A 16,417-nucleotide genomic window follows, 5' to 3' on the forward strand; every position below is an offset into this window, starting at 1 on the left:
TCTCCTGTTAAGCGCGACCGTGCGAGACGCGGCTTTGGCGCGCCAGGCTGTCGACGATGACGGCAATCGCAAGGACTCCGCCGGTGATCATGTAGCGCAGGCTGGACGACAGGTTCAGCAGCGTCAGGCCGTTGGCGATGGACTGGATCACGATGATCCCGAGCAGCGCCGAAAACGCCGTGCCGCGCCCGCCGAACAGGCTGGTGCCGCCGATCACCGCCGCCGCGATGGCGTTGAGGTTCACATCCCCCGTGCCGGCCTGCTGGCTGGCCGAGGCGAGCCGGGCCGAGGACAGCACCCCGCCGAGCGCCGCAAAGCTGGAGCAAAGCACGAAGGCGCTGACATAGATGCCGCGGACATTGATGCCGGCGCGGCGCGCGGCCTCGGCATTGCCGCCGACCGCTTTCATCGAACGACCCCATTGGGTGCGGGTGAAGGCGTAGTTCATGATCAGCACGAGCGCCACGAACAGCGCGAACATCCACGGCACGCCGCGCCCGAGGTTGAGGTAGAAGATCACCGCCAGCAGCCCGACCGTGGTCGCCCCGGCCTTCAGCGCCAGCCCGGCGGTCGATCCGGCCGAGAGGTTGGCCGCATGGCGCTTGGCATTGGTCTGCAGGCCCACGACCAGCATCACGGCGCCGGGCACGAGGCAGAGGAGATAGGACAGCACCGCCGGCATGATCAGCAATTGCCCGAAGTTCACCATGCTGGAGGAATAGGGCAGGTTGATCGACCCGGTCGCCCCCAGAAGGTACAGCTGCAGGCCCAGCAGTGCCAGAAGGCCCGAGAGGGTGGAAACAAAGCTCGGCATGCCGAGGCGGTTGCGCAGCGTGGCATAAAGCGTGCCGATGATCGCCCCGGCGATCAGCGCCGCCAGGATCGCCAGCGGCAGGGGCACGCCCGCATTGACCCAGAGCACGCCGATCAGGGTCGATCCGACCCCGCTCATCGAGCCGACGGAAAGGTCGATCTCACCCAGCATCAGCACGCAGACGATGCCCAGCGAGATGACCCCGGTGGTCGAACAGTCGAACAGCATGTTCACCAGGTTGTTCGGCGACAGGAAGATCGGGTTCAGCAGGGTGAAGACCGTCCAGATGATCACCAGCCCGACGATGACGGGCAGCGAGCCGAGGTCGCCGGATTTCACCCGGTCGATGAAGGCGCTGATCGTGCCGCCGATGCCGCTGGCATGGCTCACGCGGCTGTCGGCGCGGTCGAGGGTGGGCTTGTTGGGCGCGCTCATTTTGCTTCCTCCGCCATCCGGTTTTCCCGGCGCGATACGGCATTGTCGGTGGCACCGGTGATGGCGCCGACGAGTTCCTGGTTGGAGGCCTCGGGCGTGAAGACCCCGTTGTTGCGCCCCAGCCGCAAGACGACGATGCGGTCGGCCACGGCGCGCACATCGGCCATGTTGTGGCTGATCATGATGACGCCCAGGCCCTTGTCGCGGACGCGCTCCACCAGGTTCAACACCTCGGCCGTCTGCGCCACGCCGAGGGCGGCGGTGGGTTCGTCCAGCATGATGATCTGCGGATTGAGCAAGAGCGACCGGGCAATGGCGACGGTCTGGCGCTGCCCGCCGGAGAGCGAGGCGATCGGTTCGCGCACCGAAGGGATGCGCGCGGCAAGCTCGTTGAGCAGGGTCCAGGCCCGCACCTCCATCGCCACCTCGTCCAGGCGCAGGGGGTTCAGTTCCTGGCCGAGGAAGATATTGGCCACGACATCGAGGTTCTCGCAGAGCGCAAGGTCCTGAAAGACCGTGGCAATCCCCAGTTCCAGCGCGGCAGAGGGGCTGCCGAGGGTGACCGGCTTGCCGCGGTAGGAAATGCTGCCAGAGGTCTGCTGGTGCACCCCGGCCAGAACCTTGACGAGGGTCGACTTGCCGGCGCCATTGTCGCCGACCAGGGCCACGACTTCGCCGGCATGGACATCAAGCTCGATATCGGTCAGCGCCGACACGGCGCCGAAATTCTTGGAAATGCCCCTCAGGCTCAGCAAAAGCTCGCCCTTCGGGGTCGTGGGATCTGTCATGGCGTGCTCCTGTCGCAAAAGGTGTCGCCCGGCCGCCATGGGAGGAAGCGGCCGGGCGACGGATCACAAGGTCACTTGATGCCGAGTTCGGTGCAGCCCGCGGCATAGCGGTCCACGCAAAGCTCGGCAGCGGTGTTGATGCCCTTGTCGATGATTTCCGCCTTCAGGTTCTCGCGCGTCACGACGGCCGGGGTGAAAAGCTGCGAGGGCGTGTCGTAAAGGCTCATCTCGGCCTTGGGGGTCTCGCCGTTGAGGAACTGGACGGCCAGCTGGGCCGCCGCGGCCGCGACGATTTCCGAGGGTTTGGAGATGGTGTTGTACTGGTCGCCCGCGATGATCAGCTGCAGCGCGGCGATGGTCGCGTCATTGCCGGTCACCGGCGGCACCGGGTTGACGCCCGCCGCCTTGAAGGCCGCGATGGCGCCGCCACCGGTGCCGTCGTTGGCCGCCACGACGCCGATGATATCGGCGCCAAAGCGGGTGACCTGGCCGGCCGCCCATTCCTGCGCCTTGGGCGGCGCCCATTCCGGCGTGTCGAACTCGGCCAGGGTCTTGTAGCCCGAGGCAGCGATGCCTTCGTGGATGCCGTCCTTGATCAGCCCGGCCGCCGCATCGGTGGGCGAGCCGTTGATCTGCAGCACGCCGCCCTTGTCGGTGGGCAGGCCCATCGCCTTGAGGTGATCCATCAGCGAGACCGCAATCGCCTTGCCGATGCCCTTGTTGTCGAAGGACACATAGAAATCGGCGGCCTTGTCCGGGATCGGGCGGTCATAGGCGATGACCTTGACCCCTTGCGACTGGGCGAGGCTGACGAGGGCCGCCGCGGCAGAGCTGTCGACCGGGTCCAGCACGATCACCTTGGCGCCTTGCGCGATGACCGAGTTGAACTGCTGCTGCTGCAGCGAGGCATCGGCGGTGGCATTCTGGTACACCACCGTGCAGTCGGGGCAGAGCTTGGCCATCTCGGCCTTGAAGCCCGGAAAATCGTGCTGTTCATAACGGGTCGAGGCCTGATCGGGCATCAGGAATGCCACAACGCCCGCCGGGGCGGCAAAGGCGGCAGAGCCCATCAGGGTGGCCAGCGTCAGGGCGCTGCTCCAGGTCAAAAAGGTCTTCATGTCTTCCTCCATAGCGACCACAGGTTTGTTGGTTCAGACCGGGTGCGCGGGTCGCCGCAGCCAGGCCTTTCGTCGCAACCATCGGGCAAGCCTCTTCGGTTCAGGGAATCGCAGGATTCCGCTGTCCTTGTGCCGTCCGGTCTTGCAGTGCCGCCAAATGATCCGGGCGCTCTGCGGGTCTACCCGCGGGGTGCCGGATCAGATCGGGCGGTTCTCCTCCCGCATCACGCCGCCTGGGCGGCGCTTTGGTTCTCCTCCAGCAATTGCCGGAACCGCGAGGGGGTCATGCCCTTCTGCGCCAGGAACTGCCGGTTGAAATTCGAGATGTTGTTGAAGCCGGATGAGAAACAGACATCCGTGATCTTCAGATGGCCCGGCCCCATCAGAAGCTGACAGGCCAGGTTGACGCGCAGGCGGTTGACGTATTTGACCAGGGCCAGACCGGTATGCCTGCGAAAGCTGCGCGAGAAGGTCGACAGGCTCAGCCCGGCGATATCGGCGAGGTCCTGTTCCCCGAAGGGTTCCGTCAGGTTGGCGTTGATATAGGCCAGGGCCTCGTTGATGCCGGTCGACATGAAGCCGGAGGGGTCGGGCAGATAGCTGGTCGAGGTCAGAAGCTCGATATCCTTGGCCCGGGTCAGAACCCCGAGCACGCCGATGAACAGCTCCAGCCGGCGCATGCCCTGGGCGGTGACCAGTTCGGCCAGAAGCGGGGCCGCGAGGGCGGCGGTGGCCGGGCTGAACAGGATGCCGCGGCGGCTCAGCGTCATCAGATCCTCGCAGGCGGCCAGTTCCGGCAGAAGGTCCATCGCGTCGGGGATGAAGCTTTCGGAGAACTGCACAATCCGGCAGCGCAGCGGCACGACCGTGCCTTCCGGCAGGTCACTGACCCAGTTGTGCGGCAGGTTCGGCCCGGTCAGCACCAGGTTGCCCGGCTCGAAATTGCCGATGAAGTCGCCGACGAAGTAATGGCCCGAGGTGGCCACCACATGGTGAAGTTCGTATTCGGGGTGAAAGTGCCAGCGCACCGTGTGATACGGATAGCCGTGCTCCCAAGCCTTGAACGATTGCGACCGTCCAATCTGGACGACTTCCAAATCGGGTTTCATCCGCGTCTCCCCCCAGCAATCCGCACGCCCGGTGCGGTTCTTGCCCTCGACCTGCCCGCGTTTTCTTTGCGGTGCTTTAATGAGCGTATCGGGACATTCTTTGGCAGGCTACTACAACACCAACAGAGGAGTGATACTTTCTTGTCGATTTCGCTGGTAAATCGGATTGGATTGATCAGCGGCGCACCCCGGACGCCTGCAAAGACAGGTGATTCAGCTCTGGCGCGGCCTCAGCCCTTGGTGCGCAGCCGCGAGCGGCCGCCATCCACCGCGATCACCTGGCCCGACATCCAGTCCGCCTGATCCGAAAGGAGGAAGGCCGCCAGCGCCGCCATGTCGCCGGGCTTGCCCAGACGCGGCAGGGCATGCAGCTGCGCGATCGAGGCTGCGACCTGCGGATTGGCGGTCAGCCCGGCGGCGAGCGGCGTGTCAGTCAGCGAGGGCGCAATCGCGTTGACGCGGATCTTTGGCGCCAGTTCGGCGGCTAGGGCGCGGGTCAGGCCCTCGACCGCGCCCTTGGCCATCGAGACCGAGGCATGGGCCGAAAAGCCCTGCGCCACCGCCACCGAGGAGAACAGCACCACGGCGCTTGTCCCGGCATGGGCCTTCAGCCCGGGCAGGGCGGCCTGCACGGCCAGCGCCGCCCCCAGCGCGTTCAGCCGGAAATCGCGGGCAAAATCCGCCGCCGTCAGCCGGGCAAGCGGGCGCAAGTTGATGCTGCCCACCGCATAGACCAGCCCGGCCAGCGCATCGCCCGCCTCGGCGCTGACCCGCGCGAAGGCGCTGTCATCCTCGACATCGGCCTGACTGGTGGTGCAGCCGATCTCGCGGGCCAGATCGGCCAGTTTGCCCGGATCGCGCCCGACGAGGTGCAGCGGCACATCCCGCCCCGCCAACGCCCGCGCCGTGGCCGCCCCGATGCCGCCCGTACCACCCCAGATCAGGACCTTTGCCGTCATCACCGCTCCCCAAGCTTGCCAGCCCATCCGACCCGACCGGGCCAAAACGCCGCTTCAGCCCGGCACTTAGTGCGGCGCGGGCCAAGGTCAAAACCTTCGCCACGGTATCAGGTGCAGGGCGGAGCGTTGCAAAAGGCGCGGCCAGGGGTCAGGCTTGTGCGAGGGCCTTGAAGGTCTCGATCATCAGGGCGGCATTGCCGGGGTCGGCCTTCAGCCGCCCGGCCTCGATGTCCAGCGCGAGTTCGACGACGCGGCGGTTCATCGGCGCCTTGCGGCCCTGGCGTTCCAGCACCTCGACCACCAGCCCGTTCACATCGGCAATCTCGGCCCTGCGCCCCTTGCGCCAATCCTGCAGCGAGCAGGTCAGCGTGTCTTCGCGCGAGAAGGTCTGCAGCACCTTTTCGAAGATCTGGTCGACATAGCCTTCGGGATGGTTGCTCATCACCGGGGGCATGCCGATGATCGGCATGATCGTGGCGCCATCGGCCAGGGCGGCCTGCATCGCCTCGTATCCGGCGCTGCGCATCACATCCAGCATGCCGGGCGCGCGGGCGGCATCGTTCAGCGCGGTGTTGACGATGGCAGAGGGGATCAGCTCGGCGGCATTGACCACCAGTTTCATCCATTTGGCCGAGTGGATGTCCTCGGTCACCTCGACCGTGCCGGAATGGCGCAGCAGGGCCGCCACGCCTTCGACGCGGTGCTGCTGGGCGGGGTCCAGCGCGCCGAGGGCGAACCAGGATTCGTCATGGTCGTTCTGGCGGTTGGTGACCCCCGGCTCCCACATGTTCGAGGCGATCTCGATCACCGCGCCGATGGTGCGCGACCGCCCGACGATGGCGGCGATATCCTCATGGGTCATGCCGTTCTGCAGGCCGATGACAAAGCCATCGGGCGCAAGCAGCGGCTTGATCAGCTCGCAGGCCCAGCGGGTGTCATAGGCCTTGACCACCAGGAAGACGAGGTCGAAGGGCTGCCGGATCTCGGCCACCTCGCACAGATGCAGGGCGGGAACCGTGGCATGGATCTGCCTTGTCGGCAGGTTGACGGTGATGCCCCTGGCGCGGATCGCCTCGACATGGGCGGGCCACTGGTCGATGAAGGTGACATCCAGCCCCGCGAGGGCAAAGTCGGTGGCGATCGAGGCGCCCTGCGCCCCGGTCCCGAGGAAGGCGATGCGCGGGCTCTGCGGCGCGTGGGTCATGCGGGTGCTCCGGTCGGGGGGGAGGGTTTCAGGGCGATGTAGGTTGCAGGGTCCAGCGTGGCGATGCGGACGGCGGCTTGCGTGCCGGTGGCGGCGTCGATCAGGGCCTGGATCTCTGCGGCCAGATCGAGGAGCCTGTCGCGCGTTCGTTCGGGATGCGGCAGGATCTGCATCTCGATGTTCACGCGCGGCAGGTCCGGCATGACCATCACCGCAAGGACCGCGACCTGGCAGGCCGGCACCCCGACCGCGAGCCTGTCGCAAAGCAGGGTGCGCAGCCGCGGCAGCGCCTCCTGCAGAGCCGCCCGGCACTGGGGCATCAGGCCCTCGTCGACATAGATCTTCAGGTTGGGCATGGCCTTGCGCCCTCAGACCGGGGCGAGGACGAAGGTGAAGGGCGAGCGCCAGAGCGTCTCCTGCCCCTCCAGCCTCTCGTAGGGCGCAATGAGCGAGGCCTTGACCCCGAAGACCGCATCCGAGGTCAGATAGCTGTCGCCGCCGACGAAAGTATGGGTGACCAGACGCTGATAGCCGGGGGCCGTGATCAGGTAGTGCATATGCGCCGGTCGATAGGGGTGGCGGCCGAGATGGGACAGCATCTGGCCGACCGGGCCGTCATCGGGGATCGGATAGCTGACCGGCTTGATGCCCCGGAAGGCATAGCGCCCGTCCGGCCCGGTGACAAAGACCCCCCGGTTGTTGCCCCGGGGCTGGATGCCGGGCTGCTGCACGTCGTAAAAGCCCTCGGCATTGTCGGACCAGACATCGAGCGTCGCCCCTTCGATGGGCGCCCCGTCAAGGTCGAGGACTTGACCCTCGAAGAGGCAGCTTTCGCCCTTGCCATCAAGGCAGATCGTATCCCCCATCTGCCGCCGCGGCGCATCGGCGATATGGAAGGGGCCGAAGACCGTGTTCTCGGTCGCACCCGCCGGCCTGCGGTTGTTGATCGCATCCACCAGCATCGAAAAGCCCAGCGTATCCGACAGGAGGATGAACTCCTGCCGCTCGCCCGAGCAGATCTGGCCGGTCCGGGTCAGGAAGCCTATGGCGAGGTCCCATTCCCCTTGGGTCAGCTGCACCTCCTTGGCAAAGTCGTGCAGGTGGCGCACGAGGGCGGACATCACCTCGGCGAGCCTGGGGTTGGTGCAGGCTGCGTGGCGGGCGTTGACGGTCTCGGCGGAGGTGGCTTCGCTGAAGGTGCCATGGGCTTGCATGGGCGGGCTCCTAGGGTTGGGCGGGATCGCCCACGAGGGCGCGGGAGAGGAGGGCCGCGATCGCATCGCCGTCGATCGGGCGCGGGGTCCAGTAGGGATTGGCGGTGGCAAGGTCGCGGGCGCGCGGCAGGTCGGCCTCGGTCAGGCCGAGGTCGGACAGGCGCCGCGGCGCGCCGATGCGGGCGGCAAAGGCGGCAAGGCCTTCGTAGGCGGTAGCGGTGCCGAAGATCGCGGCCACCGGGCGCAGGAGGTCGGGCACCGCGGGTTCGGTATAGGCGATAGCATGGGGCAGGATCACGGCATGGGTCTCGGCATGGGGCAGATCGAAGCCGCCGCCGAGCACGTGGCACAGCTTGTGATGCAGCGCCATGCCGACCTGACCCAGCACCGTCCCGCAAAGCCAGGCGCCATAAAGCGCCTCGCCCCAGTCATGATCCTGCGGTTGGCCCGCGGTCAGGTTGGGCAGGGCGTGGGCAAGGGCGCGGATGCCCTCCAGCGCCATGAGCGAGGCGATCGGGTTGCGGTCGCGGGCGTAGAGCCCCTCGACAGCATGGGCGATGGCGTTCATCCCGCTCGACACCACGAGATGCGGCGGAAGCGAGCGGACGAGGGACACGTCATAGAGGATCACATCCGGACGCAGGCGCGGATCGCTGAGCGTGGTCTTGCGGCCCGCCTCGGTCTGGCCAAGGATCGGCGTCGCCTCGGACCCGGCAAAGGAGGTCGGGATCACGATCTGCGGCAGGAAACTGCGCAGGGCCAGCGCCTTGGAAAGCCCGGTGGTCGACCCGCCGCCGATGGCCACCAGACAATCGGCCTGCACCTCCTGCAGGCGGGCGAGCGCCTCTGCCGTCACCTCGACCGGCGTGTGCATCCGCGCGCCGGCGAAAAGCCCCGCGCCCCGGGTGCCAAGAAGGGCGAGCAGGCCTTCGCCAGCCGCGGCCTGTTCGGGGGTCGTCAGCACCAGCGCCCGGCTTCGGCCGAGGGACGCGACCTCCCGGGCCAGGGTCTCGCTGGCGCCGGCAGCGAAGACCACGCGCTGGGGGGCGGAGACATAGGCGAAGTCGGGCTGGAAAAGCGAGCGGGTCATGGCGGTTCCGGGTGAGAGGGGGTTCCGGCCGGGAGGCGGGGTTTCCGGTGGCGGAGGTCGGAAGCGGGGGTTTCACACCCCCGCACCCCCGTGGGATATTTATGGACCAATGAAGGGTAAGCCTGCGGGCGAGGGGGCGGCCCTCAGGTGCGGACGAGGATTTTCAGGTGCTGGCCCGAGGGGTCGAGCAGGGCCTCGAAGCCTTTGGCCACGACATCGGCGGCGTCGATGCGGGCGGTGATGACCTTTTCGACCGGGAAACTGCCCGAGGCGATCAGGCGGGCGATGCGGGGCCAGACCTGGACGGGGTAGCACCAGGTCGCCTCGACCGCGATGTCCTTGAGCGCCCATTGCATCGCGTCGATCGAGGCGCGCTTGATGTGGAGGCCCACCTGCACCACCTTGCCCGCCCGCCGGACCGCATCGACGCAGGCGTTGAGCGAGGCCTCCAATCCGACGCATTCCAGCGCCACATCGACGCCGACGCCTTCTTCGGTCAGGTCGCGCACCACCTCCAGCAGGTTCTGCGTCTTCGGATCGACGACCACGGCATAGGGCGCGATCTCGGCGATGATGCGGCGGCGGTTGGGGTTGGGTTCGGAGACGATGACCACCGAGGCGCCGGCGGCCTTGGCGGCCAGGATCGTCAGCGCCCCGATCGGCCCCGCGCCCGAGACGAGGACGGTGGAACCCGCCTGCACCCCGCCGCGATCGACGCCGTACATCGCCACCGCGGCGGGCTCGATCATCGCGCCCTGTTCGTCGGTCAGGGTGTCGGGGATCGGCTGAGCGTTGTAATCCTTGATCACCGCCTCTTCCGCCATGCCGCCCCATTTCCACGACAGGCCGACGCAGCCCATCTTCGGCGACAGGTGATACAGCCCGCGCTTGCCGAAATAATCGTCGCGCGGAAAGAGCAGTGGCTGGATCGAGATCCGGTCACCCGGCCTCACATGGCTGACGGCGGAGCCGACCTTCTTGACCCGGGCCGAGAACTCGTGCCCGAGGATCTGCGGGTTGGTGGCCCCGGTATAGACATGCGGGGTCTGGGGCGTCACGATCGGGCCTGCGATATATTCGTGCAGATCCGTGCCGCAGATGCCGCTGACGAAGGGCGCGATCAGCACGTCATCGGGCGCAAGCTGATCGGAGGGCGCAGCGACATCCTCGACCCTAATGTCGCGGGCAGCGTGAAAACGGACAGCTCTCATGTCTTCCTCGTCAGGTTGGGGAGCGGGACCTGCGCAGCCTCGGCCGCAGGGATTCCCTGTCTTGCGTTCAATAGCAAAGCCGGCGGCGCGCCGGGCCGTCCATTTTATCCATTCCGGATGATTCTTTCGCCTTGTGACCCCGGGCCGCGGGCTATCGTCCCCGTGCCGCAGTTTGTTCCGGAGATGCGATCGTGACCTCACCCAAGACACTCCCCCCCGAAATCGGCTGGATCGGCGTCGGAAAGATGGGCAATCCGATGGCAACGCGTCTGATCGAGGCGGGGCACAAGCTGACCATCTGCGACCCGATGGCCGAGAACCGGGCCAGCCTCGTGGCGCGCGGGGCGCAGGTCTCGGCCACGGCGGGGGATCTGGCGGCGCGCTGCGGCGTCATCTTCGTCACCATCCCGAACGACACGGTCTTGGCCGGGCTGATCGACGATGCCGAGGAGGCCAGCGGCCTTGTCGCGCGGATCGGCGCCGGCACCGTCCTGGTCGAGATGAGCACCGTCTCGCCGCAGCTGTCCGAGCGGATCGCGGGCATCCTCGCGCGGCGCGGCGTGGCCTATCTGCGCTGCCCGATCTCGGGCAGCACGACGCTGGCGCGGGCGGGTAAGCTGACGGCGCTCGCCTCGGGCGACATGGCGGCCTGGGAGGTCGCCTCGCCGCTTCTGGACCTCTTCGCCGTGCGCAAGTTCTACCTCGGTCCGGGCGAGGAGGCGCGCTACATGAAGCTGGTGCTGAACACGCTGGTCGGGGCCACCTCCTCGATCCTCGGCGAGGCGCTGGTTCTGGGCGAACGCGGCGGCTTGCAGCCGGCGCAGATGATGGAGGTGATCACCGAAAGTGCTGTGGCTTCGCCCCTCATCGCCTACAAGCAGGAGATGATCGCCCAGATGGATTTCGCCCCGGCCTTTTCGGTCACCCAGATGATCAAGGATTTCACCCTGATCACCGAGGCGGGCCGCGACAAGCAGGTGCCGATGTTTGTGGCGAACATGATCCTGCAGCAGTATACAGCAGCCTCCAACGCAGGCTATTCCGATCAGGACTTCTTCTCGCTCTTCGACTGGATGCGGGTTGCGGGCGGGCTGGCGGACGGCTCCTAGGGTGGACATTCAAGGCAAGGCATGACACGCAACACGGGCAAGCTTTCGGATCACGAACTCAGCCGGGTCATCGACTTTCTGCGCAAGATCCGCCAGCCTTTCGATGCGAGCATTCCGGGCGCCAAATCCGATCCCTACTGGAACATCGTGCTGGAACTGGTGGACAGCCATATCCAGCAGCGCTCGGTCGACCTGTCGACGCTGGTGGAGCTGAGCCAGGCCAGTTGGGGCACCGCCAACCGGCTGATCGGCAAGCTGATCGAGGATGGCCTGATCATCCGCGTGCCGCGCGGGCCCAAGCACAAGACGACCTTCCTTGCCCCTTCCGATGACCTTCTGGGCCATTTCATCGACTATGCCGCCCAGGTGAAATCGCAGCTGGCCAAGACCTTCGGCCTGCGGTCGGGCAGCGAGACCGAGGAATATTACTTCGGCGGGTCCTATTTCGCGGCCCATATCATCTCGCCCGTGCAGGGGACCGACATCAGCTCCTCGGCGCTGCGCAACCTGCGCTTTTTGCTGCATGACGACAATTACTTCGCCTCGATGCGCAACATGTGGTCGGATTTCCGCAATGACATCGGCCGCAAGAGCAGCTTCGATCTGCGCCATCTGCCCGAGCTTTACGCCCAGGCCGAAGTGGCGCTGAGCAATCCTGCGACGGCCTATGACGTGGTGGCGGTCAACATGCCCTGGCTCGGGCGCTTTGCCGATGCCGGGCTTCTGGCCTCCCTGGACGACGTGCTGCCGCAGGCGGCGATCAACCCGCTGGATTTCCACCCCTCGGTCTGGAACACCGGACGCTGGAACGGCCAGCACTACGGCATCCCGATCTATTGCACGGTGGAGATCCTGACCGCGCGCCGCGATCTTTTCGAGGCGGCGGGCCTGAGCTACCCACGCACCTTCGACGAGACCATCGCCGCCGCCCGCGCCCTGCACCGCCCCGACAAGGAGCAATACGGCATCTCGTGGAACGGCGCGCGGGGGATGACGATTGCCCATGCCTTCATGTTCTTCCTCGCCTCCTCGCAGGGTTCGGTGATCGAGATCCCGCGCAAGACGGAAAACTGGCTGGACAGTTTCGACACCCGCAACCTCAAGCTTCGGATCAACAGCGACGAGGGGCTGGCCGCGCTGGAGTTCATGCGCCAGCTGGTCGAAGTCTCGCCCCCGGGGGTGGAGACCTTCGACGCCGACCGCAATCTGGAATGTTTCATGTCCGGCTCTGCCGCGATGAGCTATGCCTGGACCATGCGGGCGGCGCGGCTGGAACATGAGCTGAGCTCCAAGGTCAAGCGCCGGGTGGCTTACCTTCCGCCGCCGGTCCTGAAGGGGCGGCAGGTCACGGCGCCGGTGGGCGGGTTTCTTCTGACCATCCCGACCTATGTGGCGCCCGAGCGCAAACGCGAAATCCTCAACGCCATCGCCTGGATGGCCTCGCCCGAGGCGATGAAGGCGCATGTCCGCAACGGCTTTCCGGTGGCGCCGCGCTTTTCGGTCTGCGCCGATCCCGAGGCGCTGGCCTCGTCGCCCATCGTCAGCTTCATCGACCGGATGGCGCGGCGGAACGAGCTGAACACCTGGTCGCGGCCCCCGGTGCCGGAATATGTCGAGATCGAGCGCATCCTGGGGGTCGAGGTCTTTGCCGCCGTCTTCGAAGGCAAGTCCCCCAAGCGCGCCCTGGCCGAAGCCGAAGCCTCGGCCTATCGCTGCATCAAGGAACGCACCTCCGTCTGACCGGCGCGGAGCTTGCGTGGGCCGCGCGTTCAGCGGGCGGCGGAGCGTTCGCGCACCGTGGCATAGATCAGCGCGGCCAGAAGGATCAGCGCGCCCTGGAAGACATATTGCCAGGTCTGCGACAGGCCGAGGAAGGAGACCACGTTCAAGACCTCGGTCAGAAGCAGCGCGCCGAGCACGGTGCCGATGAAGGTGCCGCGCCCGCCCCGCAGGCTGGTGCCGCCCAGAACCACGGCGGTGATGCTGGCCAGCGTGTAGTTCGACCCCTGCGCCGGATCGCCGACCCCGATCTGCGCCATCAGCATCACGGCCCCGAGTGCGGTCAGCAGCGCGCTTGCGACATAGCCCGCCACGAAAGTGCGGTCGATGCGCAGCCCGATGCGGCGGGCGGAGTCCTCGTTCGAGCCGGTGGCGCGCAGCTGCCAGCCCAGCTTGCGGCGGCGCAGCATGTATTCGGCGGCAAAGGCCAGTCCCAGAAGCACCACGAAGGCCAGGGGGATCGGCCCGATCTGCCAGGTGATCCACTCCACCACGCCCGCGTCGATATAGCCGCCGGGGCTGTCGCGCAAAAGGAAGGCACAGCCCTGCAGGCCGATGTACATGGCCAAAGTCGCCGCGATCGGCGTGAAACCGGCAAAGCGGATCAGAATTCCGTTGACCAGCCCGACCAGCACCGCGACCCCGGCCATCAGCGCAAAGCCGAGCGCCATCATCCCGGTGCTTTGCCCATCGGTGATGAAGAACGAGGCCACGACGACCAGAAACCCCGCCAGCGGCCCGACCGACAGGTCGATCCCCGCCAGCAGCATCGCCACCGTCTGCCCCAGCGCGATGAAGCCAAGCGCCGTCGCCAGCATCAGGATATTGCCGACATTGAACGAAGACAGGAAATGCGTGTTCTGGCTGAAGCCGTACAGCGCCAGCGCGATCATCACCAGGGTCAGGGGCACGGCGGGGGCATTGTCGCTTTGCAGGTAATGCCGCCAGCTGCCCGCCTGCGGGCGGCTCGGCCCGGCCTCTGCCCGGTCGACATGGGTCAGGGCCGAGACGGCGGCGGCGACGATCCGCGCCTCATCGACATGATCGCCGGTCAGCGTCTCCACCACCTGGCCGCGCGACATGACGATGACCTTGTCGCAAAGCCCCTCCAGCTCTGCCGCGTCGGAGGAGTTGACGATGACCGGAATCCCCTTGGCCGAAACCTCGCGCAGGATGCGGTAGATCTCGGACCGCGCGCCGACATCGACGCCCTGCGTCGGTTCATCCGCCACGATCAGCCCCGGCCCGGAGAGGAGGGCCCGCGCCATCACCACCTTCTGCTGGTTGCCGCCCGACAGCGACTTGACCGCCGCCTCCATGCTGGGCGCCTTCACGGCCAGGGCGCGGAACGTGTCGGAGACCTGTTCCATCTCGACCCTGCGGTTGACGAGGCCGAGCGTGCTGAACTTGCCAAGCGCCGCGATCGCGGCGTTTTCCCGGATGGTCAGCCCGCCCGCCAGCCCCTCGGCATGGCGGTCCGAGGGCATGAAGGCGGCCTTCTGCAACAGCTCCTTCGGCGACAGGGGCTGACCCGCCAGCAGCACCTCGCCACGGGCGGGTTGCAGCCCGGCGAGGGCGCGCATCAGCTCGGCCTGGCCATTGCCCGCCACCCCGGCCACGCCAAGGATCTCGCCCCGCGCCACGGTGAAATTGACGCCGTGGAAATTCTGCCCCGCAAGGTCCTTGACCGCGAAATTCACCGCCCCCGCGCCCTCGGCCTTGGGCGGGAAGGCCGAGCCCATCCTTCGGCCCACGATCATGCCCAGCAGGTCCTGGTCGCTGACATCGCGCACCAGCGCGCTGCCCTGCAAGCGGCCATCGCGCAGCACCGTCACCCTCTGGGCGATCTGGCGCAGTTCGGCGAGGCGGTGGGTGATGTAGATGACGGCGGTCCCGGACCGCACCACCTCGCGGATGCGGGCGAAGAGCATGTCGGTGGCGTCCTGGTCCAGCGAGGCCGTCGGCTCGTCGAGGATCAGCACCTTGGGGCGGATCGCCAAGGCCTTGGAAATCTCCAGCAGCTGCTTCTGCGCCACGGTCAGAAGGTCGCTGCGGGCATTCAGCGGCAGGGTCAGGCCCACCTGGTCCAGCATCGCCTGCGCCACCTTGCGCGGGTTCTTCCCGGCAAAGACGGCTTCGGGCAGCGACACGCGCAGGTTCTCCAGCACGGAAAGATCGTCGAGGATGGCCGGATGCTGGTAAGAGATCGCGATGCCAAGCTGGGCCGCCGTCTCGGGCGACATGTTGGCCACCACGCGGCCCTCGAATTCGATCGTGCCGACCTGGGGGCGCACGGCCCCGGCGATGATGTTCATCAGGGTCGATTTGCCGGCACCATTCTCGCCCAGGATCGCATGGACCTCGCCGGCCTGGAAGGCGACGCTGACATCCGTCAGGGCGGCGATGCGCGCATAGAACTTGGAGATGCCCGTGAGCTTCAGGATCACCTTGCCCGTCTCAATCCGGTCTTCGAAAGCCACTGCCATATCCTGCATGTCCACCACCTCCTGGCATCTGCCCCGGGCCGCGACCCGGGGCAGACGGTTTGCACTGTCCCGCGGTTCTTTACTTGTTGACGGCCTTGGCCTGATCGTCGCCCGACATCACGGCCGACAGGTAGATCGACCCCGGCAGATCCTTGCGGCACTGCACCGGGCTCGGCTTGCCCGAGACGGAATCCTCGAAGACCGGCGCCTTGAAGATTTCCTCGGTCGGCAGCGTGCCGCCCGTCGCCGTCGCCACGGCCCATTGCACGGCCAGACGCACGTTGTCATTGCCGGTCGCCACGGTGAACAGCTTGAAATCCGGGTTGTCCTTGGCGTTGTCGGTCCAGAAGCAGCCCAGCGAGTTGCCGTCCGAGGTGGCGATCGCCGGGATCGAGCGGTTGAACTTCTTGAAGACCGGCAGGGCGCCGACCAGCGAGGGCCCGAAGTCCGAGACGATCACGTCGATCTTCTCGTTCTTGGCGATTTCAGCCGACAGGACCTGCTGGGTCAGCGAAGGGTCCCAGTTGGTCACGTCGAAGGGCGCCGGGTTGATGAACTTGTACTTGTCGTCCAGCACGGTCTTCATGCCGGCAAGCTCGTCCAGACCCTGGCTGTTGCCGGCCGGGCCCGACAGGAACAGCACATTGCCGCCATCGGGCAGGATGCCCTTGATCCAGTTGCCCCAGTTCACCCCGTCATCCTTGAAGGACGAGCCGATGAACTTGGTATAGTCCTTGCCGGCCTCGCCGCCGACATCGACCCTATAGGGCACCACGACCGACCCCGCCGCGGTCGCAGCCTTCAAGGCCGGCAGAACCGCCGGACCCGCGTCGCCGAAGACCACCAGCGCATTGACGCCCTTGGCGGCAAAGCTCTTGATGTCCGAGATGGCCTTCTGCGTGTTGCCCTGGCCATCGGCATATTGGTAATCGGTGATCGAGGGGCACAGCGCCGCCTCGGCCGCGCCCGAAGCCGTGGTCACCAGTCGCCAGCTGTTGCCGCCAAAGCCGTCCAGCAGCGCGAGCGAGGCCTTGTTGGGGCCGCACCAGGACGGCACCTCGGCCAGGGCAGCACCCCCGCTCAGGGCCAGCACGGATGCGG

The 16,417-nt window shown here is 66.8% G+C and carries 14 protein-coding genes; 2 read left to right on the forward strand and 12 right to left on the reverse strand.

What is annotated here, in order from left to right:
* Positions 1-7: 7 nt before the first annotated feature.
* The 10 genes from AC1DZT_RS15020 to AC1DZT_RS15065 form a co-directional block, all read right to left on the reverse strand.
* The gene (locus AC1DZT_RS15020) at positions 8-1,249 is read right to left on the reverse strand and encodes a sugar ABC transporter permease (protein ID WP_478007453.1); all 1,242 of its coding nucleotides are present in this window, start codon (positions 1,247-1,249) and stop codon (positions 8-10) included.
* Complete coding sequence (locus AC1DZT_RS15025) at positions 1,246-2,037, reverse strand: ATP-binding cassette domain-containing protein (RefSeq protein ID WP_478007454.1); 792 nt, start codon at positions 2,035-2,037, stop codon at positions 1,246-1,248. The genes AC1DZT_RS15020 and AC1DZT_RS15025 overlap by 4 nt, the downstream gene beginning before the upstream one ends.
* Before the next feature lie 71 nt (positions 2,038-2,108).
* Positions 2,109-3,155, reverse strand: coding sequence for an ABC transporter substrate-binding protein (locus tag AC1DZT_RS15030; protein ID WP_478007455.1), 1,047 nt, complete (start codon positions 3,153-3,155; stop codon positions 2,109-2,111).
* Positions 3,156-3,379: 224 nt separating this feature from the next.
* Positions 3,380-4,264: a cupin domain-containing protein gene (locus tag AC1DZT_RS15035; RefSeq protein ID WP_478007456.1), complete on the reverse strand. Its 885-nt coding sequence runs from the start codon at positions 4,262-4,264 to the stop codon at positions 3,380-3,382.
* Positions 4,265-4,494: 230 nt separating this feature from the next.
* A complete protein-coding gene (locus AC1DZT_RS15040) occupies positions 4,495-5,223 on the reverse strand; it encodes an SDR family NAD(P)-dependent oxidoreductase (RefSeq protein WP_478007457.1) in 729 nt (242 codons plus the stop codon).
* Between the two features lie 148 nt (positions 5,224-5,371).
* Entirely contained in the window at positions 5,372-6,427 is a 1,056-nt protein-coding gene (locus AC1DZT_RS15045; RefSeq protein WP_478007458.1) for a ketopantoate reductase family protein, read from the reverse strand.
* Positions 6,424-6,783 carry a hypothetical protein gene (locus AC1DZT_RS15050; protein WP_478007459.1) on the reverse strand — a complete coding sequence of 120 codons (360 nt, stop codon included), beginning with the start codon at positions 6,781-6,783 and terminating at the stop codon, positions 6,424-6,426. Before AC1DZT_RS15050 ends, AC1DZT_RS15045 begins: the two co-directional genes overlap by 4 nt.
* Before the next feature lie 12 nt (positions 6,784-6,795).
* Positions 6,796-7,641, reverse strand: coding sequence for an intradiol ring-cleavage dioxygenase (locus AC1DZT_RS15055; RefSeq protein WP_478007460.1), 846 nt, complete (start codon positions 7,639-7,641; stop codon positions 6,796-6,798).
* Positions 7,642-7,651: 10 nt separating this feature from the next.
* Positions 7,652-8,731 carry a maleylacetate reductase gene (locus tag AC1DZT_RS15060; RefSeq protein ID WP_478007461.1) on the reverse strand — a complete coding sequence of 360 codons (1,080 nt, stop codon included), beginning with the start codon at positions 8,729-8,731 and terminating at the stop codon, positions 7,652-7,654.
* A 143-nt stretch (positions 8,732-8,874) separates the two neighbouring features.
* Entirely contained in the window at positions 8,875-9,942 is a 1,068-nt protein-coding gene (locus AC1DZT_RS15065; protein WP_478007462.1) for a 2,3-butanediol dehydrogenase, read from the reverse strand.
* Positions 9,943-10,133: 191 nt separating this feature from the next.
* Between AC1DZT_RS15065 and AC1DZT_RS15070 the strand changes: the two genes are divergently transcribed.
* Both AC1DZT_RS15070 and AC1DZT_RS15075 read left to right on the forward strand, forming a co-directional pair.
* Positions 10,134-11,051: an NAD(P)-dependent oxidoreductase gene (locus tag AC1DZT_RS15070; protein WP_478007463.1), complete on the forward strand. Its 918-nt coding sequence runs from the start codon at positions 10,134-10,136 to the stop codon at positions 11,049-11,051.
* A 21-nt stretch (positions 11,052-11,072) separates the two neighbouring features.
* Positions 11,073-12,791 (forward strand): extracellular solute-binding protein, encoded by a 1,719-nt coding sequence (locus AC1DZT_RS15075; protein ID WP_478007464.1) that lies wholly within the window; start codon positions 11,073-11,075, stop codon positions 12,789-12,791.
* 29 nt (positions 12,792-12,820) lie between these two features.
* Here the strand turns inward: AC1DZT_RS15075 and AC1DZT_RS15080 are convergent, their stop codons facing one another.
* Together AC1DZT_RS15080 and AC1DZT_RS15085 are read right to left on the reverse strand one after the other, a co-directional pair.
* A complete protein-coding gene (locus AC1DZT_RS15080; protein ID WP_478007465.1) occupies positions 12,821-15,325 on the reverse strand; it encodes an ATP-binding cassette domain-containing protein in 2,505 nt (834 codons plus the stop codon).
* A 70-nt stretch (positions 15,326-15,395) separates the two neighbouring features.
* Entirely contained in the window at positions 15,396-16,409 is a 1,014-nt protein-coding gene (locus AC1DZT_RS15085; protein ID WP_478007466.1) for a substrate-binding domain-containing protein, read from the reverse strand.
* Positions 16,410-16,417: the final 8 nt, after the last annotated feature.

It is taken from the genome of Rhodobacter sp. P1_C2 (genome assembly GCF_056406375.1).